Source organism: Kutzneria chonburiensis (genome assembly GCF_028622115.1).
GTDB classification, from domain to species: Bacteria; Actinomycetota; Actinomycetes; order Mycobacteriales; family Pseudonocardiaceae; genus Kutzneria; species Kutzneria chonburiensis.
On sequence record NZ_CP097263.1, the window covers coordinates 4,647,429 to 4,672,828 of the forward strand.

The window sequence follows — 25,400 nt, forward strand, 5'->3', positions numbered from 1 at the left end:
GCCCGCGCGGCTAATCCGGGCAGCGCACCTCTTCCGGCCGGCGATCCGGTCGCAGGCCGCGCCACGAGGAATGCCGCAGTACACCGTCCACAGTGAACTTTCGGTACTCCACTTCGCCGACCTTCTCCGGCCGCAGCCAGTGCACCCGGCGGGCGCGATCCTCGGCACCGCGTTGACGAACGGCGGATCCTTGCACGCCAACGGTTCCAGCTCTTGGTGCAGGTCTCGCAGCGCCTGATCGGTGAAGCCCGTGCCCACATCCCCGATGTACTTCAGGCCGCTGTCGTCGTACGCGCCGAGCAGCAGCGCCCCGATCGTGCCGTCCCGGCGGCCCTGGCCCGGCCGCCAGCCGCCCAGCACCACCTCCTGGGTGTGGATGAACGGGTGCTTCAGCCATTCCTGGCTGCGTCGGCCCGGGTGGTAGCGGGAGTTCGTGACCTTGGCGATCAGGCCTTCCAGCCGCGACGCCTCCGCGATCCGCAGCAGCTCGGTCGGGTCGACGTCCGCGTGGTCGTAGTACGGCGTCACCGAGAACCTGGGACTGCTCGCGGTCAGCTCCGCCAGCAGCTCACGGCGTCGGCGGTACGGCTCGTCCGTGAGGTCCCGGTCGCCGAGCCGCAGCAGGTCGAAGGCGAAGTACTGCACCTTGACCGCCTTGTTCTGCAGCAGGTTGAAGTCCGGGACCCCGTCCCGGTCCAACGCCACTACCTCCCCATCCACTACCGCCGCCGTCCCCAGCCCCGGCTCGGTCAGCTCGACGTACCTGTCGGTTAAATCGTTGAGGTTCCGGCTGTTCAGCCGCGTCGTGCCGTCCTCGGCGACGCGCATCACCGCCCGGTAGCCGTCCCACTTGAACTCGTAGGACCACTCCCCCGTGTCCGGCAGCGTTCCCCCGTCGGAGCCGGCCAGCATCGGCTCCACCGGGTCCGGCACCGCCGACCGTCGCGCCACCGGCTCACCGTAACCCGGACGGAGTAGTCAGGCCACCGGGACGATCTCGGCCTTGAGCAGCTGCCCTTCGGCCACCGTGAGCAGGCCGAGCGTGCCGTGCGGCTGCCGGCGGCGGTCGGTCGGCGAGCCCGGGTTGAAGATCCGCACGCCGGCCTCGGTGAGGTCCATCGGGATGTGCGAGTGGCCGAACACGACCAGGTCGGCGCCAGGAAAGCGACGTTGCATGCGCGCCGCCCGGCCGGCCTTGGGGCCGCTGTCGTGGATCATCGCGATCTGGAGACCGTCGATGTCCAGCTCCAACGTCTCCGGTGCACCCCAGGCTGCGATGTCAGGGCCGTCGTTGTTGCCGAGGACCACCTGTACTGGCGCGTACACCGCCAGCTCGTCCAGCACGGACGGCACGCACACGTCCCCGGCGTGCAGGATCAGGTCCGCGCCCCGCAGGTGCGCGGCCACCCGCGGCGGGCACGCCTTCCAGAAACGCGGCGCATGTGTGTCGGACAGAACCACCACTCGCACCGCACCAGCATGCCTGCTCGGCGGAACGGGCGCCGTTCCGCCGAGCAGGGCCGGGCTGGGCTCACCAGCCGACGGCGACCTCCAGCCACTGGGGGTTGCCGTGCGAGATGAACGAGGACTGGCCGGCGACGTCGTCGTACGGGAAGCCATAAGCCAGGTGGTTGATGGCGTGGTCGTGCCAGAACTTGGCGTAGTAGTTGCCGGGCGCGGACAGGTAGAACTGCGACGGGTCCTGCTGCTGGGACGACGGCAGCTGGGCGGTGTGGCGGTTCAGCGCGGCGCACATGTTCGGGTTGGACGCCATGGAGTTGGCGCAGCCGAAGATGTACTGCGTGGTTTCGTTCACGCCGACGGACTGGGCGTAGGCGGTGAAGTAGTTGGCGTACTGGCCACCGGGCTGGAAGGCGGCGGCGCTGCCGGGCGCCGGGATCCGGTACGGCGACTGGATCTGGGCCAGCTGCTTGAACTCGGTCGGCACCTCGTTGGTGAACTTCTGGAAGGTGGTCGCCCGATCCTCCTGGAAGGTCTGGTAGTCCTCGCCGACCTGGACGTCATAGCCGTCGTGTGCGTGCAGGCGCATGGCCAGCTTGAGCCCGAACGCGTCGACGCGGGTGGTGTTGCCGTTGAAGACCGAGGCCCCGACCGTGAACTCGATGAAGTCGTAGTACTGGCTGTTGGGCGCGCCGAGGTAGAAGTACATGCGTCCGGCGGAGTTCGCGGGCATGTCGAGGTAGGGCTGCTCGGCGATGGAGTGGGTCTGCCCGTTGAAGCTCCAGTACACCTGACTGTCCGGGTACTTGCCGTTGGTGCGGTTGAGGATCTTCACCTCGACCACGTTGTGCGCGGCCGGAATCGTGCTGGTGTCGCCCCAGAACGAGTCGGGCGGCGCGCCGGTCCCGCCGCCGGGGTTGGACCCGCCGCCGGTGCCGTAGACCTGGAACTCCCACAGCGAGTAGCCGTACGGGGTGGCGCGTTGCGTGCCGAGCATGCGCACGTAGCGGCCGGAACCCGCCATGTTGAGCGTCTGCACGCCACCGGTGCCGGTGGTGGTGCTGTAGATGGTGGTCCAGTTGGCGTTGTCGCTGGACGTCTGGATCTGGAACGCCTTGGCGTAGGCGGCTTCCCAGTTCAGCACGACCTGGCTGACGGTGGCCGCGCCACCGAGGTCGACCTCCAGCCACTGCGGGTCGCTGAAGGCGGACGACCAGCGGGTGCCAGTGTTGCCGTCAACCGCGTTCGCAGCGCCGAAACCGGCGTTCTCCGTGGACGACGAGGTGGCGGGCTTGCCTTGCGAGATCAGGGTTCCCGCAGCGTGTGCGGGTGCGATGCCGAGAAACGTGGCCGTGACGGCGACGGTGGCCAGCAGGGCGGCGCGAAGCCGCCGCCGCGGCGGTGCGGTGGTGGACATGGTCCCTCTCCAGAGCCGGCAGGGGCAGGGGGAGAGCGCTCTCAAGGGGCAGGCTCATATGATTTCCGGCAGATGTCAAGGATGTTGACGCATCTGGCGGCACACCCCTTGACGTCAACGGAATCGAGGGAGATGCTTCCGGTGAGAGCGCTCTCGCAATCTCCCTGTTACCTGCCTAGGTGACGCCTCCCGCCAGATGCGGTCGCCCTGCCCGCCCGCAAGGAGTGCCCATGTCGATCAGGGACAAGTGCGCGCGCCTGGTCCGCTCGCCCGGACGGCTCGCCACCGGCCTGCTCGCGTTGACCCTGACAGCAGCCGGCGCGATCGGAATGACCGCGCCCACCACCGTGGCGGCCGCCGTCGCGCAGCCCGCCGCGGTGCCCGCGCCACCCGCGGGATTCACCACCACCTGGAGCGACGACTTCACCGGCGCCGCGAACACCGGCCTGGACACCGGAACCTGGCGCTACGACGCCGGTCCCGGCTCCAGCTTCGGCACCGGCGAGATCGAGACGACCACCACCAGCACCGACAACGTCTACCACGACGGCGCCGGCCACCTCGTGCTCAAGGCGCTGCACTCGGGCAGCGATCCCAACGCCGGCTGGACATCCGGCCGGGTCGAGACCCAGGCCGACGGCTTCGGCGCGCAGCCCGGCGGCGTCGTGCGGATCCAGGCGTCCATCCAGCAGCCCAACCTGTCCACCGCCAACGGCGCCGGTTACTGGCCGGCATTCTGGATGTTGGGCGCGCCGCTGCGGATCGGCCAGGTGTGGCCCGGTTCCGGCGAGGTCGACATCCTCGAGGACATCAACGGCCGCAGCTCGCTGTTCGGCACGCTGCACTGCGGCGTGAGCCCGGGCGGCCCGTGCAACGAGGGCACCGGCATCGGCAGCGGCGAACGCGCCTGCGGCGGCTGCCAGACCGGGTACCACACCTACGCCGTCGAGCTCGACCGCTCCACCTCGCCCGAGCAGATCCGGTGGTACCTCGACGGAACGCAGTACTTCTCGTTGAACTCGACCCAGGTCGACGCCACCACCTGGGCCAATGCCGTCGACCACAGCTTCTTCATCATCTTCGACCTGGCCATCGGCGGCGCCTTCCCGGCCGCGTTCGGCGGCGGCCCCAACGCCGCCACCGCCTCCGGCGGGTCGCTGAACGTCGACTACGTGGCCGTGTACAACAAGAATCCCGACTACGGCACGAACATCGCCCAGGGCAAGCCCACCACCGCGTCGTCGACCGAGAGCGCGCAGTTCCCGGCCTCCAACGCCACCGACGGCGACATCACCACCCGGTGGTCGTCCGCGTTCAGCGACCCCCAGTCGATCCAGGTCGACCTCGGGCAGAACTACAACCTCACCCACGCCACCCTGACCTGGGAGGCCGCCGCCGCGTCGGCGTACCAGCTACAGACGTCGACCGACGGCAACAACTGGTCGACCGTATACACCAACAACAACTCCCCACAGGACATCCAGTCGACAGCGCTGTCGGCCACCGCCCGCTACGTCAAGGTCGTCGCCACCAGCCGGGCTTCCCAGTGGGGCGATTCCCTTTACGAGCTGGCACTGTACGGCTCGCCGACCTCCGGCGGCGGCACCGCGACCCTGCTGTCGCAGGAAAACCCGCCACCGCGTCGTCCACCGAGAACGCCAGTTTCGGCGCCGGCAACGCCGTTGACGGCAATCCCGGCACCCGCTGGTCGTCCGCCTTCAGCGATCCCCAGTCGCTCCAGGTGGATCTCGGCGCCACCCACACCATCAGCCGGGTCGACCTGAACTGGGAAGCGGCCTACGCCACGGGCTTCCAGATCCAGACGTCGAACGACAACGTCAACTGGTCGACCATCTACAGCACCACCACCGGCACCGGCGGCAACCAGTCGCTGGCCGTCACCGGCACCGGCCGCTACGTGCGCATGAACGGCACCCAGCGCGCCACCCAGTACGGCTATTCGCTGTGGGAGTTCCAGGTCTACGGCAACTGAACCGACCGGTTCACGTCAGCGGGTGGTGTGCGCACCCCCGTTGACGTGAACCGTCTGCCCGGTGACCTGCCGGGCGCCCGGCGAGGCCAGGAACTCCACCATCGCCGCGACATCGTCGGGCACGCCGGCCCGACCCGTGTGGGTCCGGCCGATCAGGGTCTCGCGGCGTCGCTCGGTGAGGCGGCCCTGGAAGAACTCGGTGGCCTCGATGTAACCCGGCGACACCACGTTCGCGGTCAGGCCCCGCGGGCCGATCTCCGCCGACAGCCCGGCCGTCCAGGCCTGCAACGCCGCTTTCGCCGCGCCATAGCCACCGCCCGCGTACTCCGCCCCGATCGAGCCCACGTTGATCACCGTGCCGCCCGGGCGCAGCTTGTCCAGCACCGCCGTGGTCGTGATCACCGCACCGACCAGGTTGGCGTCCAGATTCGCCCGCCATGACGCCGCCACGTCGTCCAGGCTCGCCGCCGCCGGCCGACCGAAGTCCGTGTTGCCGCCGGCCATGTTGACCACGACGTCCAGTTCCGGCCCGATCGCGTCGGCCAGCGCCTGCACCTGCCCCGGATCCACGCCGTCACACACGATCGGCACGGCGGCGATCTCCTTCGCCGTCATGGCCAGCCGCTCCGTGTCCCGGCCGGTGATCACCACCGTGTCCCCGGCCGCGCGGAACCTCGCCGCGACCGCCTTGCCGATACCGCTGCTACCACCCGTGACCAGCACCTTGCGCGCCATCATCCACCCCCGAGTCTGCTACGTTAAGCGCTAAACGTAGCCAGTGGAGGTGCCGGTGTCCAACTATCCGCTCGACGATCCGCGGTCGACATGGCCGGTGGCGGACATCGCGGAGGCGTGGCGGCGGGAGTTGCCGGGCGCGGACACCGACTCGATCGCGGTGATCACGCCGCTGTGGCGAACGGCCAAGGCGCTGGCCGATGATCGACGGCGGACGCTGGCGGTCATCGGCATCGATCCGGCGACGTTGGATCTGCTGAGCGTGATCCGGCGCGCGGGCCCGCCGTACGAGTTGACGACGCGGGAGATCACCGAACGCACGCTCGTGACGGCGGGGGCCATCTCGCAGCGCATTGCCCGGGCGGAGGAGGCCGGGCTGGTGGAGCGAGCGCCGTCGAATGCCTCGCGGCGGGCGGTGGCGGTGCGGCTCACCGACGCCGGTCACCGTCTGATCGAAGACGCCGTCCAGCGGCTGCTGGCCCACGAGTCCAGGGTGGTGGCCGCGCTGACCGACCAGGAGCAAAGCGTGCTCGCGACGTGCCTGGCCAAGATAGATGCCGCCCTGGCGTGACGGGTGCGCTATACATGGGGCTGTCCGAATTCTGAGGGGAATCGATGGACGGCCTGTCGGCGCTGGACTATGAACGCATGCTGGACCTGGCGGCCGCGGTGATGGACACGACGGCGCCGGAGTCGCCATGGCCGCTGGTGGCGGACGAACTGGCACGGGCGCTGGGCGGCACGATGGTGCTGCTGACGGACGTGCGCGGACCGACGGCGAAGGTGGAGGCCTGGGCGCCGGAGTGGATCGGCTCGCTGCCACTGAACACGTTGCTGCGTAAAGGACTTGACGGCGGCCACCCGCTGCCGGAGCACTACGCGCGCACGGGCGATCAACGCCCGCTGGCGGTGACGGACGTGGCGGAGATGAGCGTGTGGCGGCGAACCGAGGCGTACGCGACGCTGCGCGAGACGGTCGGCGTCACCAGGCACATCGCGATTCCTTTGCCGGCAAGGGAAAGCGGCCGGTTCCGGACGTTCGTGGTGCACCGGGACGGCGGCGAGTTCGACGACCGGGAGCGCAGCTACGTGCAACGGCTGCAACCGCTGCTGGTGAGCGTGGACCGGTTCGTCAGACAGTTGGCGGAGTGGACGGAATCGGTGCGGGAGGAGGAAAAGCCGCAAGAATCGGCGGCGGAGGCAGGTCTGACGCCGCGGGAGATCTCGGTGCTGAGCCTGCTGGCCGACGGCATGACGGCGGAGGCGATCGGCCGCCGGCTGGGCATCTCCAACCGGACCGTGCACAAGCACACCGAGAACCTGTACCGAAAGCTGTCCGCGACCGACCGCCTCACGGCCGTCCTGCGGGCCCAGTCGCTGGGCCTGCTGAGCGCTACGACCGGCCCGGCGAGGTGATCCGGTCGGTACGGTCCCGGTCGGCGGCGAAGGCGACGCCGCGAGCCCGGGGCACGGTCGGCACGCCGCCGATCGGGTAGTCGAGGGCCCGCAGCACGTCGTCGGGCAGCGACTCGGCCGGCACGCCAACGCGCAGCAGCAGCTCGCGCACCTGGATCGGGCGGGAGCGCGTGAGAATGTCGAAGACGCCGGCCCGCAGCAGGGTCAGCCGCCGCATGAAACGCTGGATGTCGACCGGCCGGCCGCCACGCAGGTCACGCCATTCGGCCTGGTGCTTGCGGGCCATCTCGGTCAGCCGCACGTAGTCGAGCAGGCTGCTGCCGGAGCCGGAACGGGCCACGTCGGTGAACTCGGAGCCGTCGATCACCGGCTGCGGCCACTGGCGGTGGTAGTCGGCCGCCGACGGGGCCGGATAGGCCCACAGGAATACTCCGTCGCCGTCCGTTGTTTGCACGATCAGCGAGGTCGGCGGCAGCCCGTAGGCCTCCGCAATCCGGCCGGCCGCGGCCATCCCGAGCTGCGATGACGTTCCGCTGACCTGTCCGCACCACCCGTGCGGCGTCGGCAGCGCGTCGAGCGTGCTTCCCGGCAGCGGCCCCGTCTCGGACGCGATCTCCCGCGCCCACACCGCGACGATCTCCCCACGCTCCATGGCGCAACGATAGCGCCCCGGAACAACAGGGCTTGCGCGGCCGACGGGCAGTGCCCTACCATCCGGATTGTCTACCTCATGTGGGTGCGGAGCTCTCCCCCACCAGAGGAACTCACCACCGAGATCCACGAGCGATCTCTGTCCGCGGCGTGTCCGCCGCATCCATCGAAGCAAGGAAACACCCATGAACACCACCGAAAACACCGCGTTCGAGGATGTCGGCGGCATCCTCGACATCGTCGGAAACCGAGCACAGCTCAGGATCGACGGCTATCTGCCGGGTCCGAACGACGTGCAGGTGAGCCCGGCGCAGATCCGTGAGCACGGGCTGCGCCGCGGCGACACCGTGCACGGAAAGGCCACCGCCGAAGGGAAACTGACCCAGGTCGACTCGGTCAACGGGCAGCGGCCGGGGCACGCCAGGCCCCGGTTCGAGGACCTGACCCCGTTGTACCCCAACGAAAGGCTCCATCTGGAGACCGAGCCGCACCTGCTCACGACCCGGGTCGCCGACCTGGTGACGCCGGTCGGCAAGGGCCAGCGCGCCCTCATCGTCGCCCCGCCGAAGGCGGGCAAAACCTCGGTGCTGCAAGCGATCGCGCACGGCATCAGCAAGAACCACCCCGAGTGCCACCTGATGCTGGTGCTGGTCGGCGAACGGCCGGAGGAGGTCACGGACCTGGCCCGGTCGGTGCCGGGCGAGGTGATCGCGGCGACCTTCGACCAGCCGCCGAAGGAGCACACGGCCATCGCCGAGCTGGCCATCGAGCGGGCCAAGCGCCTGGTCGAGATGGGCCGGGACGTGGTGGTGCTGCTGGATTCCCTGACCCGGCTGGGCCGCGCCTACAACCTGGCCGCGCCGAACTCGGGCCGCATCCTGTCCGGCGGCATCGACGCCGGCGCGCTGGCGCCGCCCAAGCGGTTCCTGGCCGCGGCCCGCAATATCGAGGACGGCGGCTCGCTGACCATCTTCGCCACCTCGCTGGTCGACACCGGCTCGCTCGGCGACAACCTGATCTTCGAGGAGTTCAAGGCCACCGGCAACGCCGAGCTGCGGCTGGACCGCAAGGTCGCGGCCAAGCGGGTGTTCCCGGCGGTGGACGTGACCGGCTCCGGCACCCGCCACGAGGAGCTGCTGATGACTCCCGCCGAGCTGGCCGCCACCCGCCGCATGCGCCGCGCGCTGGACGGCCGGGAGGTGGACGTGCTGCTCGACGGCCTGCGCAAGACCAGCACGAACGCGGAGTTCCTGACGCAGATCATGCAGACGACACCGCCGGCGCGCTGAACGTAAACTCGGAATTGTGCGGACTCGACCGACCCTGACCTGGACAGATCCCGGTGTGGAGCTGCCACGCACCACCAGTCTGGCCGAGGTCGTCGACGTGGTCGGGCGCGGCCGGGTCGCCGTGCTCAGCGGCGCCGGCATCTCCACCGAGTCGGGCATCCCCGACTACCGCGGCGACGGCGGCAGCCTGCGCCGGCACACCCCCATGACCTACGACGACTTCGTGGCCAGCGAGCACGGCCGGCGGCGGTACTGGGCCCGCAGCCACGTCGGCTGGCGCACCATCGCCCGCGCCGCCCCCAACGACGGCCACCGCGCCGTGGCCGAGCTGCAGAAGCGCGGCCTGCTGACCGGTGTCATCACGCAGAACGTGGACGGCCTGCACCAGGCCGGCGGGGCCAGCGACGTGATCGAGCTGCACGGCAGCCTGGACCGGGTGATCTGCCTCGGCTGCCGGGAGACCTCGGCCCGGGCCGAGCTGGACCGGCGGTTGCACGCCGCCAACCCCGACTTTGGTGGCGTCGCCACCCGGATCAACCCGGACGGCGACGTCGAGCTGGACGAGCAGCTGGTCGCCGGCTTCGCACTGGTCGACTGCACCGGCTGCGACCGGGGCGTGCTCAAGCCGGACGTCGTGTTCTTCGGCGAGAACGTGCCACGGCCCCGCGTCGAGCAGTGCTACCAGCTGGTCGAGGATTCCGACGCCTTGCTGGTGCTGGGCTCTTCGCTGACGGTCATGTCCGGGCTGCGGTTCGTCCGCCGCGCGGCGCAGGCCGGCAAGCCGGTGCTGATCATCAACAAGGGCCGGACGCGCGGCGACAAGGAGGCCGCGGTCCGGGTCGACCGGCCGCTCGGCCAGGCCCTGACTGAACTCGTCAGTTCAGTCTGAGCCGGAACCACTCGGTCAGGCCACGATCGACCACGGCCGCCCCCGCCGACTGCGGCGCGGGCTCGATACCGGGTCGCTCGGCCAGCGCGTGTTCCAGTCCTGGCACGGACAACAGCTCGTTGCCGGGCTCGGACGCCAGCTTCAGGGCGTCAGCACGGAAATCGGCGTGGTCGAGTTCACCGCTGACCACCAGCAGTGGCGCCCGGATCGCCGTCGCCCTGGCCACGAAGTCCAGGCTGTCGACGATCGCGGTGGTCTCCTCGTCGTACGGATAGTCGGGCCGGATCAGCCCGACCACCGGGCGCATGGTGATGGCGGCGTTGACGACGGCGCCGGCGAACACGGGAATGCTGGTGTCGGCCAGCACACGCAGGGCGACCGCGCCGCCGAGGGAGCCACCAACCACTCCGATGGGGCCGTCCCCGATCGGGAACTGCTCGCGCAGCGACGCCAAGGCGGTCGGGAACTCCGTGACGGCCTGCGTTACGAAAGCGTGCAGGTAGTCCAGCAGCGGATCCTGCTGCGCCAAAGCCATGATCGCGTTCATGCCGCCGTCGACCATCCGCGCCCCGCACATGGGCATGCCCAGATGGATCCGCCAGGCCGGGACGTCGAGCATCGGCAGCGCCGCGGCGAACGCGGCGTTGCTGGCCGGGGCGTCGATCATGTGCCACGTGACGATCAGTGGTGCTGGACCGCCGTTGACCGGGGGCAGGGCGGTGAAGGGCACGCCGGCGGCGGTACCGGTGATCGCGGAATCCATGGCGCCAACCGTAGATCCCGCCGTCGGCGGCCAGAGCTGTTTCGCCCCAAGGGGCAGCAGGCCGTCAGGGCGGCCTTGGTGCGGCAGGAACGGGGTCAGTGCGCGGTGATGGCCGGCGGCGCCGGCAGTTCGTAGCCGGAAGCGCCGAGATTGGCCTGCGCGGCCGCCCTCCACGCTCCGGTGCTGATCATCTTCTGCAGGGCGGCGTCGACCTTGGCCATGCCGTCCGGGTCGCCCTTGCGCAGGCCGATGCCGTACGCGTCGTTGGTGAACGGCTTGCCCACGATGCGCAGCAGCTCAGGGTTCTGCGCGGCGTAGCCGGCCAGGATGACGTCGCCGGTGGTGACCGCGTCGACGAGGCCGGCCAGCAGCGCCGTGATGCAGTCGGTGTACCGCGGGTACTCGACCAGCTTCACCTCGTGCGCGAACTTGTCCTTCACGGCCTGCGCCGAGGTGGTGTTGACCACCGTGCACAACCGCTTGCCGTTCAGCGACTCCGGCCCGACGATCGACTTGTCGTCCTGCCGGATGAGCAGGTCCTGGCCGAGCGTGAAGTACGGGCCGGCGAAGTCGACGAGCTTCTTGCGCTCGTCGCTGATGGTGTAGGCGGCCACCACCATGTCGACCTTGGCGCCGGTCAGCAACTTCTCCCGATCGGCCGGCTGGGCCTCCTTCCAGGTGATGTTGTCCGGGCTGACGCCCAGCTCGTTGGCCACGTACTTGGCCACCTCGACGTCGAAGCCCTTGAACTCGCCGTTGAGCGTGCGCTCGCCGAGCCCGGGCTGGTCGAACCGGATGCCGATGGTCAGGTGGCCCTGGGCGGCGTCGGCGCTGAGCGAGCCGGCGGCCCCGCGTGAGCCGCACGCGGCAATCAATGCCAGCGTCGCGAACACGGCCACTATTCGTAATCTTCCCTGGCGGCGCATGGGTCCTGGCGTCTCCTCAAGTTCGAATTGCACGGCAAAACAAACCTCAGGCAGGCAGACCTGAACTTTCATCGCACCTTAACTTATGACCCACATCACACACCACTGTGCGTAATCGGACACCGGTGTCCACAATCTCGCCGAACCGCAGGTGGACGCCATCCTTCGCGCGCCGCATCCACAACGCGACGGTATGTGTTGACGGATGCCCAGGAATTCAGGCCGGCGAAATACGGCAAGAAATACGGAACACAAAGCCTATTCAGACTTCGCCCCCCGACGACCGCCGCCTACGAGCGCGGCAGGCGGCCCGGGTTCTTGTGCAGGTCGGCCAGCAGATCGCCGTGCTTGTCCAGGCGGGCCAGCACGTCCGGGGCCGTGAACATCAGGTCCGCCGGCTCACGACAACGCTCGACCTCGCGCCACGTGACCGGAGTGGACACCGTGGGCAGCTCGCGGGCCCGCAGCGAGTAGGGCGCGACGGTCGTCTTGGCCGGGTTGTTCTGGCTCCAGTCGACGAAAACCCGGCCGGTGCGGCGGGCCTTGGCCATGACGGCGACGTAGCGGTCGGGATCGGCCGAGGCGAGCCGCTGGGCCACCGCCTTGGCGTACTCGGAGGTGCGCTCCGGATCCCGCACCTGAACCGGCACGTACAGTTGCAGGCCCTTGGACCCGCTCGTCTTGGGGTAGCCGACCAGGTCGTCCTCGGACAGGATCGACCGGATCATCAGGGCCGCCGCACAGCACTCGACCACGGTCGTGTCCGGTCCCGGATCGAGGTCGAAGACGAGCAGGTCCGGCGGCCGCACGCCGCCACGGGGACCGACCGTCCACTGTGGAACGTGCAACTCCAGCGCGGCCAGATTGGCCGCCCATACCAGGCCGGGCAGGTCGTCGAGCATGGCGAAGTCCAGCGTCTCGGCCCCGCGCGAGCTGCCGGGCGTCGGCAAGGTCATGGTGCGCAACCATTCCGGCGCGTGCCGGGAGACGTTCTTCTCGAAGAAGGACTGCGAGTCGACGCCGTCGGGAAAGCGCTTCAACGTGACCGGCCGCTCGGCCAGGTGGGCCAACAACACCGGCGCGACCTGCCGGTAGTAGTCGATGACGTGCGCCTTGGTGAAGCCGTCCGACGGGTAGAGGATCTTCTCCAGGTTGGTCAGCTTGAGCCGGCGGCCGTCGACCTCGACCGTGGTCGAGGTGTTGACCTGCTTGCCGCGCTTGCGGACCAGCCAGTCCTTGTCCTCCTTGTGGATGAAGACGTAGCGGCCGTCCAGCTTGTCGCCGTGGAACGTCACGTCGATCTCGTGGTCGGTCCACTTGTGCGTCTCGTAGGTGCCACGGTCCCAAATGGACACATGGCCGCCGCCGTACTCCCTGCGCGGGATGTCGCCCTCGAACGAGGCGTACTCCATGGGATGGTCCTCGGTGTGCACGGCCAGCCGCACCGAGCCGGGATTCATCAGCAGCCCCTTGGGCACGGCCCACGACACCAGCACGCCGGCCCGCTCGAACCGCACGTCGTAGTGCAGCCGGGTGGCGTGATGCTCCTGCACCACAAAGACGTCGTCGTCGCCGACCGGCAGCGGGCCGTCCGCGGGCACCGGCTCCGGGGTGCGCCGGGCATCCCGTTTGCGCCGGTACTCGCGTAGATCGGCCATGCGGCCAGGCTACCGCCGATCGTGCGCGTGCACCGATCGCTCGACGTCCGGCCCGATGTAGGTGCCGAGCCGTTCGCCCTGGCAGATCGCGGCCATCACGCCGGTGCGCTCGATGTCGAACACGTGCATCGGCAGCTTGTGGTCGCGGGCCAGGATGAACGCGGACTGGTCCATCACGCCGAGTTCCCGCTCCAGCACGTGGGCGTAGGTCAGCTTGGCGAAACGCAGCGCCTCGGGGTGTTCGCGCGGATCGCTGTCGTAGACGCCGTCGACGCCGTGTTTGGCCACCAGCAAAGCGTCGGCGCCGATCTCGACGGCCCGCTGCACGCTGGGATAGTCGGTGGTCAGGAACGGCTGGCCGATCCCGCCGGCCAGAATGACCACGGACCCCTTCTCCAGATGGTGCACCGCCCGCAGCCGGATGTACGGCTCGGCGACGGCGTCGATCGGCACCGCGGTCATCACCCGCACGTCGTGCTCGCCGAGCGCGGTCAGCCGGCCCCGCAGCAGCAGGCTGTTGATCACCGTGCCGAGCATGCCGATGTTGTCCGCTTCGACCCGGTCGATGCCCCAGGACTCGGATCTGTTGCCCCGAAAGACATTGCCGCCGCCGACCACCACGGCCACCTGGATGCCCAGCCGGCGAACCGAGACCACTTCGGACGCCAGGTGGTCCAGCGCGCCCGCGCTGAACCCGTACTCGTCGGGCCCGGCGATGGCCCGGCCGCTCAGCTTCACCACGATGCGACGCACGACACGGAGCCTAGATCCCGGCAACGCCGGGGCGCGATGCGACGATGTACCGGCTATGGAGCAGCCGGTCGCCACCACCTGGCGTCGCAAGCTGGCCGTGGTCGTCGTGCTGGTGCTGGTGGTGTTCGGCGTGGCGACGGTCCGCCTGTTCGTGCTGCCCGACCTCGCCCCGCTGCCGGCGCACGCCGACGCGATCATCGAGCTGGCCGGTCCGGGCAATCGGGACGCCACCACCATGGAGTTGGTGCGCGCCGGCAAAGCGCCGGTGGTGGCGCAGTCGACCGTGCCGGTCGAGGCCGGCACGCACAAATGCCTGCCGCCGGTCGACGGCGTCGAGGTGCTGTGTTTCAACCCCGATCCCGGCACCACCCTCGGCGAGGCCCGCTACATCGGCCAGATGGCGGCGCAGCGGCACTGGCAGTCGGTCATCATCGTGACCACCCCTGACCACGCCCTGCGGGCGCAGCTGCGGGTCAGCCGCTGCTTCCCCGGCACGGTCTACGTGGCGACCTCGACGCTGCCGTGGTGGGACTGGTTCAAGCAGATCCCGTACCAGTGGGCGGCCAGCGGCAAGGCCCTGCTGTTCCAGACCGACTGTTAGGCGTTGCGAGGCGCGGCCCGGACGTGCATGCGCTCGCCCTGCGGGCCGAACAGGCTGAGGAACTCCACCGGGCGGTCGTCGCCGTTGCCGAACCAGTGCGGCACGTGCGTGTCGAACTCGGCCACCTCCCCCGCCTTCAGCACCACGTCGTGCTCGCCCAGCACCAGCCGCAGCCGGCCGGTCAGCACGTACAGCCACTCGTAGCCCTCGTGCGTGCGAGGTTCCGGCTTGAGGCGGACCCCGGCCGGCAGGATGTGCTTGAACGCCCGCAGGCCGCCGGGCTGGCGGTTGAGCGGGATCATCGTCTCGTCGCCCCGGTGGATCGGTTGCAGGTGCACCCTCGGGTCCCCCGTCGGCGGCGCGCCGACCAGCTCGTCCAGCGGCACCTGATGGGCCTTGGCCAGCGGGAGCAGCAGTTCAAGGCTGGGCCGCCGGCCGCCGGACTCCAGCCGGGACAGCGTGCTCACCGAGATGCCGGTGGCCTTGGACAGCGCCGCCAGCGTGATGTTGCGGCGCTCCCGCAGAGCCCTCAGCCGCGGCCCCACCTCGGTCAGCACCTGCTCCAGCTCGTCACCCATCCCCCCATTGCAGTTTCAGCAACCCAATTTGTCAATTCAGCACACTCGGAACGGACCATTCCTCAACTCGGAGTAGAGGAATGGTCCGTTCCTAACTTCACGACGTGGATGAAGGGGTCAGGCCGAGGCGAGGGTGAGGGCGTCGAGGTGGGACTGGGTGAGCTTGAGGGAGGACGCGGCCAGCAAGGCCGGGAGCTGGGAGAGTTTGCGGGCGCTGGCGATGGGGGCGGCGACCTGCTTGCGCGAGCTGAGCCAGGCCAGGGCGATGGAGGCCGGCTCGGCGCCGGTCTGGGCGGCGACGGCGTCCAGGGCGGCGAGGACCTTGTTGCCGCGCTCGGTGCCGACGTACTGGGCGACGCCGCCGCCGCGCACCGAGTCGACCTCGACGCCGGGGCGGTGCTTGCCGGTGAGGAAGCCCATGGCCAGGGAGAAGTACGGGAACACGGCGAGGTCGAACTTCTCGGCGACGGCGGCGAGCGGCCCCTCGTAGCTGTCCCGCGACATCAGGCTGTAGTGCGGCTGCAACGCCACATAGGCGGCCTTGCCCTCGGTGGCGGAGTACTCCAACGATTCGGTCAGTCGCTCGGGCGACACGTTGGATGCGGCGATCTCGCGCACCTTGCCCGCCCGGACCAGGTCGTCCAGGGTGTCGATGATCTGCGGAACGGTCACCGACGCGTCGTCGTGGTGGGTGTAGAGGAGGTCGATCCGGTCGGTGCGCAGCCGCTGGAGGCAGCCGTCGACCGAGGCCCGGACGGTCTCCGGCTTGAGCCCCGGGTGCGTCGGGTCGTCCGGCCAGCCGATCTTGGTGGCGATCACCACGCCGTCGCGCTTGCCCCACTGCCCGATGTAGGTCTCGGACAGGTGGCCGCCGTACAGGGCGGCGGTGTCCACATGGTCGCCGCCGCCGTCGACGAAGGCGTCCAGGATGCGGGCCGCGCCCGCGGCGTCCACCGAGCGACCGAAGACGTTGGTGCCGAGGCAGTGCGGGCCGACGGTCAGAGAGCCGATCGTTGTGGTCATACAACCAACCCTAGGCCGTGAAGGTCACCGGCGCTCGCGGGGTGTCGTCCACGGTCAGGTGGAAGATGTCGAAACGGTTGTAGTGCCCGATGATGTCGTGCATCTGCTTGGGCTGGATGCACCGGGCCAGGTCGATCTCGGCGTAGACGATGCCGTCGGCGTCGACCAGCGGGTCGACCAGCGGCCGCCCGTCGGGGCCGAAGATGCCGGACAGGGCGCTGCGCTTGCGGCGCATCCGCTCGGCGATCACGGCGTTGTCGCCGGCGGCGATCTCGATCATCTCCTCGGTGATGGTCGAGCAGGCGACGATGGAGAACAGCTTGCCCTCGAAGCAGTGCGCGGCGGTGCGGATGGCGATCGCCTCGGACATGTCGTAGTCGGCCGGCGCGACCGGCAGCGAGATGTAGCTGGCCACGTGCACGAGCTCGCCCTGGGCCAGCAGGGTGAAGCGGGCCAGCGTGTTGGTGTTCTCGCCGCAGGCCAGCGCGCCGAGCGGGCCGATCGGGGTCTGGTGCACCTTCAGCGAGCTGGCGTCGCCGTTGGTCCACGTCAGCTTCTCGGCCCAGGTGGGCACGAGTTTCCGGTGCACGCCAAGGAGAACGCCGTCGGGGCCGATGGTAAGGATGGTGTTGTAGAGCACGCCGAGGCTGTGCGGACCGCGTTCGTTGACGCCGATGACGACCGTGCAGTTGGCGGCTTTGGCCGCCGCGCACAGGGTTTCCACGTGCGGCCCGGGCACGTCGATCGACGAGCGGTAAAGCCTTTCGTACCAGGGGGAACCGTCGACCGGGTTCATGGTCCAGTTCCAGTACGGATACCCCGGCACGAAAACCTCGGGGAACGCCACCAGGGACGCGCCGTTGGCGGCGGCTTCGTGGATCAGCGACACCACCTTGTCCACGGTCGCGGCGGCATCCAGGTAGACCGGAGCGGCCTGCACCGCGGCGGCGGTGAACCGCGGGAACTCATCCATGGGCCCTCCAGCGTCGATGCACGAGATCCTCGGTGGGGCGCAGGGAAAGCTGCGGGCGCAGGCGGCCGGCGGACAGGGGTCGCCGACTGCCGGCCCGGTGCATGGCCGGCCAATACGCGCCCTCGCCGGCGTAATCCAGAGCGGCGGCGGCGTGCAGCGGCCACGACGGGTCGTGCAGCTGGGCCTGGCCGATGGCCACCAGGTCGGCCCGGCCGGCCAGCACGATGGAATTGGCGTCGTCGTGGGAGGAAATGCCGCCGACGGCAATGGTCGGCGCACCGACGTCGGCCCGAATCCTTTCGGCGAACGGGGTTTGATAGCTGCGGCCGTAGGCCGGCTTCTCGTCCGGCACGACTTCACCGCTGGAGACGTCGATCGCCACCGCGCCGACGGCCATGAACGCGGCGGCGGTCTCCACGGCGTCCTCGATGGTGGTGCCGCCGGGGGCCCAGTCGACGGCCGAGATCCGGACGATCACCGGCAGCTCGCCGAGCATGCTTTCCAGCACCCTGACGGCGAATTCCCGGTTGATCCGCGGGCTGGTCAGCGGCGACAGGTGCACCGACAGCAGATTCCCGTGCCCGGCCTGGAGTTCGATGACGTCGAAGCCGGCGGCGGCGGCATTGCGGGCGGCCCGGGCGAAGTCGGCGGCGACCTCCTCCACCGGCAGCGTCACATCCCGCGACGCATGGCTGAGCTGCACGCCGATCCGCGCCCCCGTGTGCTCGTGCACGAAGTCGGTGATGCGCCGCCACCCAGCGACCTGTTCCGGCGTGTAAGACCCAGTGCAGTTCAGGGTCTTACGACCGGCAGCACTGACCGCGGTCCGGCCGGTGAGCACGAGGGCGGAGCCGCCGAGCGCCTTGCCGGCCAGGTGGGCGAACTCGGCGTCGCCGGGCACGCCGTCGACCGCCGCGTCGATGGTGATCGGTGCGCTGACGATCCGGTTGCGCAGCCGGACATCGCCCAGCGCGAAGGGCTGGAACAGCGGTGGATTGCCGTCGCCGAACCAGGAATCGAGCCTGGCCACGTACTCCGGGTCGCGCTGCCGGAGGTTGTCGTAGGTGACGCGGCGGCTGCGGGTGAGCAGGTTGAACGCGAACTGCTCCGGGTCCTTGCCGACCGCGTGCTCGATCGTCTCGAACCACTCCAGGCTGGCCTGCGCCGCCCGCTGCGTTGACTGCACCACCGGCCGCCGGTCGGCCTCGTACCGTTCCAATGCGACGGGAATGTCCTTGTGGCGCTGGATGTTCGCCGCCAGCGCCAGCGCGTCCTCCATGGCCAGCTTGGTGCCGGAGCCGATGGAGAAGTGCGCCGTGTGCGCGGCGTCGCCGAGCAGCACGATGTTGCCGTGCCGCCAGGTCTTGTTGTGCACGGTGGTGAAACGCAGCCACTTGGAGTTGTTGGTGATCAGCTTGTGGCCGCCGAGGTGGTCGCCCAGCAGCTCGGCCAGCCGCATCGGCCCGCACTCGTCGGTCAGGTGGGCGGCCTGCCAGGTGCGTTCGGTCATCTCCACGATGAACGTGCTGCGGTCGCCGCTGAACGGGTAGGCGTGCACCTGCATCGGCCCGTGTTCGGTCTCGGCGATGATGAACGTGAACGCCTCGAACACCCGGTCGGTGCCCAGCCACATGTACCGGCAGTTGCGAACATCGAGCGAGGGCTGGAAAACCTCCGCGTGGGCGGCCCGGGTCAGCGAGTTGACGCCGTCCGCCGCCACCACCAGGTCGTAGTCGGCCGCCAGCTCGGCGGCGGTCGGCGCCACCGACTGGAACCGGACGTCGACACCGAGGTCGAGGCAGCGGCGCTGCAAGATCTGGAGCAGTCGCATCCGTGCTATGGCAGCGAATCCGTGGCCGCCGGAGGTCTCGACCCGGCCGCGGTAGTGGATGTCGATGTCGCTCCAGCGGGCGAACTCCGACTCCATCGCGGCGAAGATCACCGGGTCGGCGGCGGCGATGCCGTCCAGCGTCTCGTCGGAGAACACCACGCCGAAGCCGAAGGTGTCGTCGGGGGCGTTGCGCTCCCACACGGTGATCTCGCGCGTCGGGTCGAGACTCTTGGCCAGTGCGGCGAAGTACAGCCCGGCCGGGCCGCCGCCGATCACCGCGTGCCTGCTCACGAGTCGCCTCCCGTATTGGACGAACCGAGGGCCTGCACGACCTCGTCCGGCCACGGTGTCGCCTTCTCCTGATCGGGTTCGGCGTGCACGACCACAACCGTTCCGGTGGCCGCGAGGCCGCTCGATCCGTGCACCTCGAACGCGAAGGTCAGCGAGGTCCGGCCCATGCTCTGCACCCAGAACCGGGTCTTGCCCAGCTCGCCGAACCACAGCCGGGACCGGTAGCTGACCTCGTGGCGGACGCGGGGTGTGCGGCCGAACAGCCAGGCCACGCCGTGCCGGCGCAGCAGCTCCGCCTCGGCCGCCTCGGCCCACCGCAGGATCACCGAATGGTGCTGGTGGCCGGCGGCGTCGGTGTCGTACCACTCGACGGCGCGCTCGATCGTCACCTCGGGCACGGGTGCACCTCCTTGACACCTCCACGGTATAGCGCGACGATGACGACCGTCAAGATAAGGAGATAACGGCATGACCCTCAGCGATGACGTGCTCGGCCGCGCGCGGGTGGTCGACACGGACGATCTCAAGGCGTACTACGCGAAACTCGGCCAGTTCCAGGCCGGTGCACTGTGGACGGTCGCGAACGACATCGAACCCTGGCACCCCCAGCCGAAATCGGTGCCCACGCTGTGGTCGTACCGGGAGCTGCGGCCGCTGGTGCTCGAGGCGCTCGGCCTGGTCACCGGCGACGACGCCGGCCGCCGCGTGGTGATGCTGGTCAATCCGGGCCGCAAGGACATCTCCGCCTCCGTCGGCCTGCTCTACAGCGGGCTCCAGGTGATGGGCCCCGGCGAATCCATGACCGCGCACCGGCACCAGGCCGCCGCGCTGCGGTTCGTGCTGGAGGGCCAGGGCGCGTGGACCGTGGTCGACGGGCAGAAGCTCAAGGTCGGGCCGCGCGACTTCGCCATCACCCCCAACTGGACCTGGCACGAGCACGGCAACGAGGGCTCCGACGAGCCGGTGATCTGGCAGGACGGGCTGGACATCCCGCTGGTCAACGCGCACGACGCCGGCTTCTACGAGGTGCATCCCGACCTGTACCAGAAGCAGGGCGAGGTGGTGAACTCCTCGCTGCTGACCTACGGCCACGGGCAGCTGCGCCCGTACGGCTACGAGGCCTGGGACAGGCGCTACTCGCCGCTGTTCGCCTATCCGTGGGAGCAGACTTATCAAGCGCTGCTTGACGTTGCCGCGGCCAGCGACGGATCTCCTTACGACGGCATCATCCTGGAGTACAGCAACCCGCTGACCGGCGGCTCGGTGATGCCGACGATGAGCGCGCACCTTCAGCTGCTGCGGCCGGGCGAGGCCACCAAGGCCCACCGCCACACCGGTTCCGTGATGTACACCGTGGCCAAGGGCAGCGGGCACTCGGTGATCGCCGGGAAGCGCTTCGACTGGCACGAGGGCGACGTGTTCTGCGTGCCGTCGTGGGCCTGGCACGAGCACGCCAACGGCAGCGTGACCGATGACGCGGTGTTGTTCTCGTACAACGATTTCCCGGTGATGCGGTCGCTCGCGTTCTGGCGCGAGGAGGCCTACCCGGACGACAACGGCCACCAGACCGTCGAACAGGGGCTGTGAGATGCTGCTGGTCACGTACTCGATCGGCGACGGGCCGCATCGGGTCGGTTCCCTGCGGGACAACGAAATCGTGGAGACCACCGCCGAGTCGATGGCCGACGTCATCCACAATGGACTGATCGAGACCGGGCCGCGACACCCGCTGGCCGCGGTCACGCTGCACGCGCCGCTGCGGCCGGGCAAGATCGTCGGCATCGGCCTGAACTACACCGAGCACGTGGCCGAGTCGGCCAGGACGCTGGACACCGACAAGGAGTTGCCGCAGCGGCCGGTGCTGTTCTCCAAGCCGGCCACCGCGGTCGTCGGGCCGGAGGAACCCATTCAGCACAACGGGAACCTGACCCAGCAGCTGGACTGGGAGTGCGAGCTGGCCGTGATCATCGGGCGGACGGCTCGACGCGTCCGGCCCGAGGACGCGCTGTCGCACGTGTTCGGGTACAGCATCATGAACGACATCAGCGCCCGTGACCAGCGCCGCTCCGGGCAGTGGTTCTTCTCCAAGGGCCAGGACTCCTACGCCCCGTTCGGGCCGGCGATCCTCACCGCCGACGAGGTGGCCGACCCGCACGACCTCGACCTGTCGCTGCGGGTCAACGGCGAGGTGAAGCAGAAGTCCAACACCCGCTACATGTTGTTCCGCATTCCGGAGCTGATCGCCGACATCAGCTCGGGCATGACGCTCGAGCCGGGCGACGTGATCTCCACCGGCTCGCCGGCCGGCGTCGGCGCGAGCTTCACGCCGCAGCAGTTCCTGCGGCCGGGCGACGTCGTCGAGGCGACAATTGAACGCATCGGTACACTTCGCAATCCCGTTGTCGACGCGCGCTGAGACCGGTCAAGTTAGAGTGCCGACATGGCGATCACTGCGGCCGGGGAGGCCTTCGCGGACGGTGATGCTGGCGCGCGTTCCGCTCAGCCGCGCCAGTTCATCGTCACCGTGTACGGCCTGTACGCGCGCGCCGACGGCGGGTGGCTGTCGGTGGCGTCGCTCATCGCGCTGCTCGCCGACCTGGACATCGACGAGCCGGCGGTGCGGTCGTCGATCTCGCGCCTGAAGCGACGCGGCATCCTCGTCGCCGAGCGGCGCGGCGGCGCCGCCGGCTACGCGCTGTCCGACGAGGGCCTGGCCGTGCTGCGTGAGGGCGATGAGCGGATCTTCCGACGGGAGCGCTCCACGCTGGCCGAAGGCTGGCTGCTGGCCGTGTTCTCGGTGCCGGAGTCCGAGCGCAACAAGCGGCACGTGCTGCGGTCCCAGCTGACCCGGCTGGGCTTCGGCACGGCCGCGCCCGGCGTGTGGATCGCGCCCGCGCACCTGCACGAGGCGACCGCGGCCATGCTGCGCCAACAGGATCTGGACGGTTACGCCGACCTGTTCCGCGCCGACCACGTGGCCTTCGGCGACGTGGCCAGGAAGATGCGGCAGTGGTGGGATCTGGACGAGCTGGAGCGCCAGTACACCGCGTTCCTGGACGACCACGAACCCGTCGGGAAGCGCTGGCGGGGGCCCGGCGAGGGCCGCGAGGCGTTCGTCGACTACGTGCGCGTGCTGACGTCGTGGCGGCGGCTGCCGTACCTGGATCCCGGTCTGCCGGTGGAACTGCTGCCGGCCGACTGGGTCGGAACCCGCGCCGCGGACCTGTTCTTTGCCTTGCGCGAACGGTTGGAAGCGGGCGCGCGGGCCTACGTCTCCTGAGCTTTATCGCGTTCTCTTGACTGTCGTCAGGACCGATGCATACTGGTGGCAACCCCTCAGCAAAGAGGTGCTGTCGATGCCGGTTGTCAGATCAGCGCACGTGGACACCTTCTGCCGGGACCACCTCCCGCCCGCCGACGCCTGGCCGGACCTGGTCTTCGACCTCCCGGAACTGCACTACCCCGACTGGTTGAACTGCGCCGACTCACTGCTGGACGACACCGTGCGGCGGCTCGGGCCGGACCGGCCGTGCCTGCGCACCGAGACCGGCACGTGGACCTACGGCGAGCTGCTCAGCGCGGCCAACCGGGCCGCGCACGTGCTCACCGAGCACTTCGGACTCCAGCCCGGCAACCGCGTTCTGTTGCGGGGCCCCAACAATCCGTGGCTGGTGGCCACCTGGTTCGCCGTGCTCAAGGCCGGCGGCGTCGCCGTCACGACCATGCCGCTGCTGCGGGCCCGCGAGGTCGCCGACCTGGTCTCGTTGACGCAGCCCGATCTGGCCGTGTGTGATCACCGGTTCTTGGAGGAGTTGCAACTAGGTGCACATTCGTTGCGTACCGTCGCCTACGGCGGCCCGGGGCCGGAGGACCTGACCGCCCTGGCGGCCTCCGCGAGCGACACGTTCACCAGCGTCGCCACCGCCGCCGACGACGTCGCCATTCTCGCGCCGACCTCGGGCACCACCGGCAAACCCAAGGCCACCATGCACTTCCACCGAGATCTGCTGATCTGCGCCGACACCTTCTCCCGCAACATCGTGCGGCCCACCCAGGACGACGTCTTCGCCGGCTCACCGCCGATCGGCTTCACCTTCGGTCTCGGCGGCCTGGTGCTGTTTCCGTTGCGGGCCGGCGCTTCCACGCTGCTGCTGGAGCGGGCCACGCCGGTCGAGCTGGCCGATGCCGTGGCCAAGCACCGTGTCACCGTGCTGTTCACCGCCCCGACGGCGTATCGTGCGATGTTGGCCGGCGGCAAGGCATCCGCGCTGACCGGCCTGCGCCGCTGCGTGTCGGCCGGCGAGCACCTGCCCCCCGCGACCTGGCGGGATTTCCTGGCACAGACCGGGATCCGCATCATCAACGGCATCGGCGGCACCGAGATGCTGCACATCTACATCGCCGCCGCCGACGAGGAGATCCGCCCCGGCGCCACCGGGCGCGTGGTGCCCGGCTTCCACGCCGTGATCCTCGACGATGACGGCAATCCCGTGCCGGACGGCGTTTCCGGGCGGCTGGCCGTCAAGGGACCGACCGGCTGCCGGTACCTGGGCGACGAGCGTCAGCGCACCACCGTCCACAATGGCTGGACGCTGACCGGCGACAGCTACCACCGTGACGCCGACGGCTACTACTGGTTCGAGGCCCGCAACGACGACATGATCGTCTCCTCCGGCTACAACATCGCCGGGCCCGAGGTCGAGGCCGCGCTGTTGGACCACCCCGACGTGCTGGAGGCCGCCGTGATCGGCGCGCCCGACGCCGAGCGCGGTGCCGTGGTCAAGGCGTTCGTCGTGCCGCGACCGGGAAGCTCGGTCACCGCCGCCGAGTTGCAGGATTTCGTCAAGCAGGGTCTTGCACCGTACAAATACCCGCGCGAGGTCGTGTTCCTGGACAGCCTGCCCCGGACCGCGACCGGCAAGGTGCAGCGCTATCGGCTGCGGTCCATGCCCCCATCCGGTCGACTTTGACCGGTTCCGGCCAGGCCGGCGGTAGGCTCCGGGCGGATCTCGTATCGAGGGGGAACCGGTGACCGTCAACCAGGCCGCGTGGGTGCCGAAGGACGTCAACGTCGATCTGCCCAGCGCCGCCCGGGTGTACGACTACCTGCTCGGCGGGGCGCACAACTTCGCCGCCGACCGGGCCGTCGGCGAACGGGTGCTCCAGGTGCTGCCCGATGGGCGGCAGGTCGCCATCTCCAACCGCTCGTTCCTGCGGCGGGCCGTGCGGTACCTGGTCGAGCAGGGCATCACCCAGTTCCTCGACCTGGGTTCCGGCATTCCCACCTCGGGCAACGTGCACGAGATCGCCCCGACGGCCCGGGTGCTGTACGTCGACCACGACGAGGTCGCCGTCGCGCACAGCGACCTGCTGCTCGCCGGCAACCCCAACGCCACCATGCTCGCCGCCGACCTCACCACCCCGTCCGTCGTGCTCGACGCCCCGATCACCCGGGAGTTCCTCGACTTCAGCCGCCCCATCGGGCTGCTCATGGTCGCCGTTCTCCACTTCGTGCCCGATGCTTCCGACCCCGCCGCCATCGTCGCCGCCTATCGCGACGCCCTCCCCGCCGGCAGCTACGTCGCCCTGTCCCACCTCACCGCCGACCACCAGCCCGAGGCCATGGCCGGCGTCGTCGAGGCCATGCGCAACAGCCGGGACCCCATGTACTTCCGTACCTATGACGACGTCGTGCCCCTGTTCTCCGGGCTCTCCCTCGTCTCCCCCGGCCTCGTCAGCGCCCCGTCGTGGCGGCCCGACGCCGGTCTCCGCGACCCCGGTCCCGACGGCGTCTACGCCGGCCTCGGCCAACTCAGCTGAACCACACGTCCTCGTGGTCCGGGGCCACCAGGAACCGCCAGCCCACCGGCAGGCTCAGATAGCGCGCCACTTCCGGCCGCGCCTTCAACAGATGTTCGACATGCATGGGGACGAAGAAGTCGTCATCGTCCGACATCTCCCCGCCCGACCAGACGTACCAGCCACACGTCCCGCCCTCCGCCGCGAGCCGGACGCCGTTGAGCGGCCACTCGCCGGACAACGCCTCCCGTGACACGCCGAGCTTGTCGCGAGCCGTGACGGGTTGGGGCGTCGCACCGACCCGGCGGCAGACGTCCACCTGGTCATCTCCTCATCGGTGTCACCCGGCCGCC

24 protein-coding genes and 4 pseudogenes are annotated in these 25,400 nt (G+C 69.6%); 12 read left to right on the plus strand and 16 right to left on the minus strand.

Annotated elements, in window-relative coordinates; all coding sequences use genetic code 11:
- Positions 1–10: 10 nt before the first annotated feature.
- The 3 genes and pseudogenes from ligD (M3Q35_RS20715) to M3Q35_RS20725 form a co-directional block, all read right to left on the minus strand.
- A pseudogene (gene ligD / locus M3Q35_RS20715) lies at positions 11–912 on the minus strand (non-homologous end-joining DNA ligase).
- 66 nt (positions 913–978) lie between these two features.
- Positions 979–1,470, minus strand: a complete 492-nt coding sequence (locus M3Q35_RS20720) for a metallophosphoesterase family protein (RefSeq protein WP_273943578.1) — start codon at positions 1,468–1,470, stop codon at positions 979–981.
- Positions 1,471–1,531: 61 nt separating this feature from the next.
- Positions 1,532–2,878, minus strand: coding sequence for a beta-1,3-glucanase family protein (locus tag M3Q35_RS20725; RefSeq protein WP_273943579.1), 1,347 nt, complete (start codon positions 2,876–2,878; stop codon positions 1,532–1,534).
- 329 nt (positions 2,879–3,207) lie between these two features.
- Between M3Q35_RS20725 and M3Q35_RS48930 the strand changes: the two are divergent.
- A pseudogene (locus tag M3Q35_RS48930) lies at positions 3,208–4,389 on the plus strand (galactose-binding domain-containing protein); the annotation flags it as partial.
- A gap of 113 nt (positions 4,390–4,502) precedes the next feature.
- Positions 4,503–4,865: pseudogene (locus M3Q35_RS20735) on the plus strand (discoidin domain-containing protein); the annotation flags it as partial.
- 21 nt (positions 4,866–4,886) lie between these two features.
- Here M3Q35_RS20735 and M3Q35_RS20740 read toward each other — a convergent pair.
- Entirely contained in the window at positions 4,887–5,609 is a 723-nt protein-coding gene (locus M3Q35_RS20740; RefSeq protein WP_337960616.1) for an SDR family NAD(P)-dependent oxidoreductase, read from the minus strand.
- 52 nt (positions 5,610–5,661) lie between these two features.
- Here M3Q35_RS20740 and M3Q35_RS20745 point away from each other — a divergent pair, with 52 nt between their 5' ends.
- Both M3Q35_RS20745 and M3Q35_RS20750 read left to right on the plus strand, forming a co-directional pair.
- Positions 5,662–6,177 carry a MarR family winged helix-turn-helix transcriptional regulator gene (locus M3Q35_RS20745; protein ID WP_273943581.1) on the plus strand — a complete coding sequence of 172 codons (516 nt, stop codon included), beginning with the start codon at positions 5,662–5,664 and terminating at the stop codon, positions 6,175–6,177.
- 44 nt (positions 6,178–6,221) lie between these two features.
- Entirely contained in the window at positions 6,222–7,022 is an 801-nt protein-coding gene (locus tag M3Q35_RS20750) for a helix-turn-helix transcriptional regulator (RefSeq protein ID WP_273943582.1), read from the plus strand.
- On the opposite strand, the gene M3Q35_RS20755 is transcribed toward M3Q35_RS20750, so the two are convergent.
- On the minus strand, positions 7,000–7,674 hold the full coding sequence (locus M3Q35_RS20755; RefSeq protein WP_273943583.1) for a hypothetical protein: 675 nt from the start codon (positions 7,672–7,674) through the stop codon (positions 7,000–7,002). The two genes, M3Q35_RS20750 and M3Q35_RS20755, sit on opposite strands and share 23 nt — an antisense overlap.
- Before the next feature lie 184 nt (positions 7,675–7,858).
- Between M3Q35_RS20755 and M3Q35_RS20760 the strand changes: the two genes are divergently transcribed.
- Positions 7,859–8,962, plus strand: coding sequence for a transcription termination factor Rho, short form (locus M3Q35_RS20760; RefSeq protein WP_379794351.1), 1,104 nt, complete (start codon positions 7,859–7,861; stop codon positions 8,960–8,962).
- Positions 8,963–8,978: 16 nt separating this feature from the next.
- A complete protein-coding gene (locus tag M3Q35_RS20765; RefSeq protein WP_273943584.1) occupies positions 8,979–9,851 on the plus strand; it encodes an NAD-dependent protein deacetylase in 873 nt (290 codons plus the stop codon).
- Here the strand turns inward: M3Q35_RS20765 and M3Q35_RS20770 are convergent.
- The 5 genes and pseudogenes from M3Q35_RS20770 to pyrH form a co-directional block, all read right to left on the minus strand.
- Entirely contained in the window at positions 9,838–10,614 is a 777-nt protein-coding gene (locus tag M3Q35_RS20770; protein WP_273943585.1) for an alpha/beta hydrolase family protein, read from the minus strand. The two genes, M3Q35_RS20765 and M3Q35_RS20770, sit on opposite strands and share 14 nt — an antisense overlap.
- Before the next feature lie 95 nt (positions 10,615–10,709).
- Entirely contained in the window at positions 10,710–11,540 is an 831-nt protein-coding gene (locus M3Q35_RS20775) for a glutamate ABC transporter substrate-binding protein (protein WP_379794350.1), read from the minus strand.
- Between the two features lie 290 nt (positions 11,541–11,830).
- The gene (gene ligD, locus M3Q35_RS20780) at positions 11,831–12,769 is read right to left on the minus strand and encodes a non-homologous end-joining DNA ligase (protein WP_273944412.1); all 939 of its coding nucleotides are present in this window, start codon (positions 12,767–12,769) and stop codon (positions 11,831–11,833) included.
- Positions 12,767–13,198 (minus strand): annotated as a pseudogene (locus tag M3Q35_RS20785) (DNA polymerase ligase N-terminal domain-containing protein); the annotation flags it as partial. The pseudogene M3Q35_RS20785 and the gene ligD (M3Q35_RS20780), both read right to left, overlap by 3 nt.
- A gap of 9 nt (positions 13,199–13,207) precedes the next feature.
- Positions 13,208–13,951 carry a UMP kinase gene (gene pyrH, locus M3Q35_RS20790; protein WP_273943587.1) on the minus strand — a complete coding sequence of 248 codons (744 nt, stop codon included), beginning with the start codon at positions 13,949–13,951 and terminating at the stop codon, positions 13,208–13,210.
- Positions 13,952–14,006: 55 nt separating this feature from the next.
- Here pyrH and M3Q35_RS20795 point away from each other — a divergent pair, with 55 nt between their 5' ends.
- A complete protein-coding gene (locus M3Q35_RS20795) occupies positions 14,007–14,552 on the plus strand; it encodes a YdcF family protein (protein WP_273943588.1) in 546 nt (181 codons plus the stop codon).
- On the opposite strand, the gene M3Q35_RS20800 is transcribed toward M3Q35_RS20795, so the two are convergent.
- The 5 genes from M3Q35_RS20800 to M3Q35_RS20820 all read right to left on the minus strand — a co-directional run bounded on the left by M3Q35_RS20800 (position 14,549) and on the right by M3Q35_RS20820 (position 19,646).
- Entirely contained in the window at positions 14,549–15,130 is a 582-nt protein-coding gene (locus tag M3Q35_RS20800; protein ID WP_273943589.1) for a helix-turn-helix domain-containing protein, read from the minus strand. The genes M3Q35_RS20795 and M3Q35_RS20800 overlap by 4 nt on opposite strands.
- Positions 15,131–15,247: 117 nt before the next feature.
- Positions 15,248–16,153 (minus strand): aldo/keto reductase, encoded by a 906-nt coding sequence (locus tag M3Q35_RS20805; protein ID WP_273943590.1) that lies wholly within the window; start codon positions 16,151–16,153, stop codon positions 15,248–15,250.
- Positions 16,154–16,163: 10 nt separating this feature from the next.
- Positions 16,164–17,126: a carbon-nitrogen hydrolase family protein gene (locus M3Q35_RS20810; protein ID WP_273943591.1), complete on the minus strand. Its 963-nt coding sequence runs from the start codon at positions 17,124–17,126 to the stop codon at positions 16,164–16,166.
- Complete coding sequence (locus tag M3Q35_RS20815) at positions 17,119–19,248, minus strand: oxidoreductase (RefSeq protein WP_273943592.1); 2,130 nt, start codon at positions 19,246–19,248, stop codon at positions 17,119–17,121. The genes M3Q35_RS20810 and M3Q35_RS20815 overlap by 8 nt, the downstream gene beginning before the upstream one ends.
- Positions 19,245–19,646, minus strand: coding sequence for an acyl-CoA thioesterase (locus tag M3Q35_RS20820; protein WP_273943593.1), 402 nt, complete (start codon positions 19,644–19,646; stop codon positions 19,245–19,247). The genes M3Q35_RS20815 and M3Q35_RS20820 overlap by 4 nt, the downstream gene beginning before the upstream one ends.
- Positions 19,647–19,716: 70 nt before the next feature.
- Here M3Q35_RS20820 and M3Q35_RS20825 point away from each other — a divergent pair, with 70 nt between their 5' ends.
- From M3Q35_RS20825 to M3Q35_RS20845, 5 genes are all read left to right on the plus strand, one after another.
- Positions 19,717–20,835, plus strand: coding sequence for a cupin domain-containing protein (locus tag M3Q35_RS20825; RefSeq protein ID WP_273943594.1), 1,119 nt, complete (start codon positions 19,717–19,719; stop codon positions 20,833–20,835).
- A 1-nt stretch (position 20,836) separates the two neighbouring features.
- Positions 20,837–21,664, plus strand: coding sequence for a fumarylacetoacetate hydrolase family protein (locus M3Q35_RS20830; RefSeq protein ID WP_273943595.1), 828 nt, complete (start codon positions 20,837–20,839; stop codon positions 21,662–21,664).
- 30 nt (positions 21,665–21,694) lie between these two features.
- Positions 21,695–22,528 carry a PaaX family transcriptional regulator gene (locus M3Q35_RS20835; protein ID WP_379794355.1) on the plus strand — a complete coding sequence of 278 codons (834 nt, stop codon included), beginning with the start codon at positions 21,695–21,697 and terminating at the stop codon, positions 22,526–22,528.
- A gap of 76 nt (positions 22,529–22,604) precedes the next feature.
- Positions 22,605–24,218: an AMP-binding protein gene (locus M3Q35_RS20840; RefSeq protein ID WP_273943597.1), complete on the plus strand. Its 1,614-nt coding sequence runs from the start codon at positions 22,605–22,607 to the stop codon at positions 24,216–24,218.
- Between the two features lie 58 nt (positions 24,219–24,276).
- A complete protein-coding gene (locus tag M3Q35_RS20845; protein WP_273943598.1) occupies positions 24,277–25,068 on the plus strand; it encodes an SAM-dependent methyltransferase in 792 nt (263 codons plus the stop codon).
- Here the strand turns inward: M3Q35_RS20845 and M3Q35_RS20850 are convergent.
- Entirely contained in the window at positions 25,061–25,366 is a 306-nt protein-coding gene (locus M3Q35_RS20850; protein WP_273943599.1) for an immunity protein Imm33 domain-containing protein, read from the minus strand. The genes M3Q35_RS20845 and M3Q35_RS20850 overlap by 8 nt on opposite strands.
- Positions 25,367–25,400 lie beyond the last annotated feature (34 nt).

What these genes read in the sequence shown, in the direction of transcription:
- M3Q35_RS20725 (WP_273943579.1), bottom strand. Translation starts at nt 2,878, where the DNA reads ATGTCCACCACCGCACCGCCGCGGCGGCGGCTTCGCGCCGCCCTGCTG.
- M3Q35_RS20740 (WP_337960616.1), bottom strand. Translation starts at nt 5,609, where the DNA reads ATGATGGCGCGCAAGGTGCTGGTCACGGGTGGTAGCAGCGGTATCGGC.
- M3Q35_RS20750 (WP_273943582.1), top strand. Translation starts at nt 6,222, where the DNA reads ATGGACGGCCTGTCGGCGCTGGACTATGAACGCATGCTGGACCTGGCG.
- M3Q35_RS20755 (WP_273943583.1), bottom strand. Translation starts at nt 7,674, where the DNA reads ATGGAGCGTGGGGAGATCGTCGCGGTGTGGGCGCGGGAGATCGCGTCC.
- M3Q35_RS20760 (WP_379794351.1), top strand. Translation starts at nt 7,859, where the DNA reads ATGAACACCACCGAAAACACCGCGTTCGAGGATGTCGGCGGCATCCTC.
- M3Q35_RS20770 (WP_273943585.1), bottom strand. Translation starts at nt 10,614, where the DNA reads ATGGATTCCGCGATCACCGGTACCGCCGCCGGCGTGCCCTTCACCGCC.
- M3Q35_RS20775 (WP_379794350.1), bottom strand. Translation starts at nt 11,540, where the DNA reads ATGCGCCGCCAGGGAAGATTACGAATAGTGGCCGTGTTCGCGACGCTG.
- M3Q35_RS20795 (WP_273943588.1), top strand. Translation starts at nt 14,007, where the DNA reads ATGGAGCAGCCGGTCGCCACCACCTGGCGTCGCAAGCTGGCCGTGGTC.
- M3Q35_RS20800 (WP_273943589.1), bottom strand. Translation starts at nt 15,130, where the DNA reads ATGGGTGACGAGCTGGAGCAGGTGCTGACCGAGGTGGGGCCGCGGCTG.
- M3Q35_RS20805 (WP_273943590.1), bottom strand. Translation starts at nt 16,153, where the DNA reads ATGACCACAACGATCGGCTCTCTGACCGTCGGCCCGCACTGCCTCGGC.
- M3Q35_RS20810 (WP_273943591.1), bottom strand. Translation starts at nt 17,126, where the DNA reads ATGGATGAGTTCCCGCGGTTCACCGCCGCCGCGGTGCAGGCCGCTCCG.
- M3Q35_RS20825 (WP_273943594.1), top strand. Translation starts at nt 19,717, where the DNA reads ATGACCCTCAGCGATGACGTGCTCGGCCGCGCGCGGGTGGTCGACACG.
- M3Q35_RS20830 (WP_273943595.1), top strand. Translation starts at nt 20,837, where the DNA reads ATGCTGCTGGTCACGTACTCGATCGGCGACGGGCCGCATCGGGTCGGT.
- M3Q35_RS20840 (WP_273943597.1), top strand. Translation starts at nt 22,605, where the DNA reads ATGCCGGTTGTCAGATCAGCGCACGTGGACACCTTCTGCCGGGACCAC.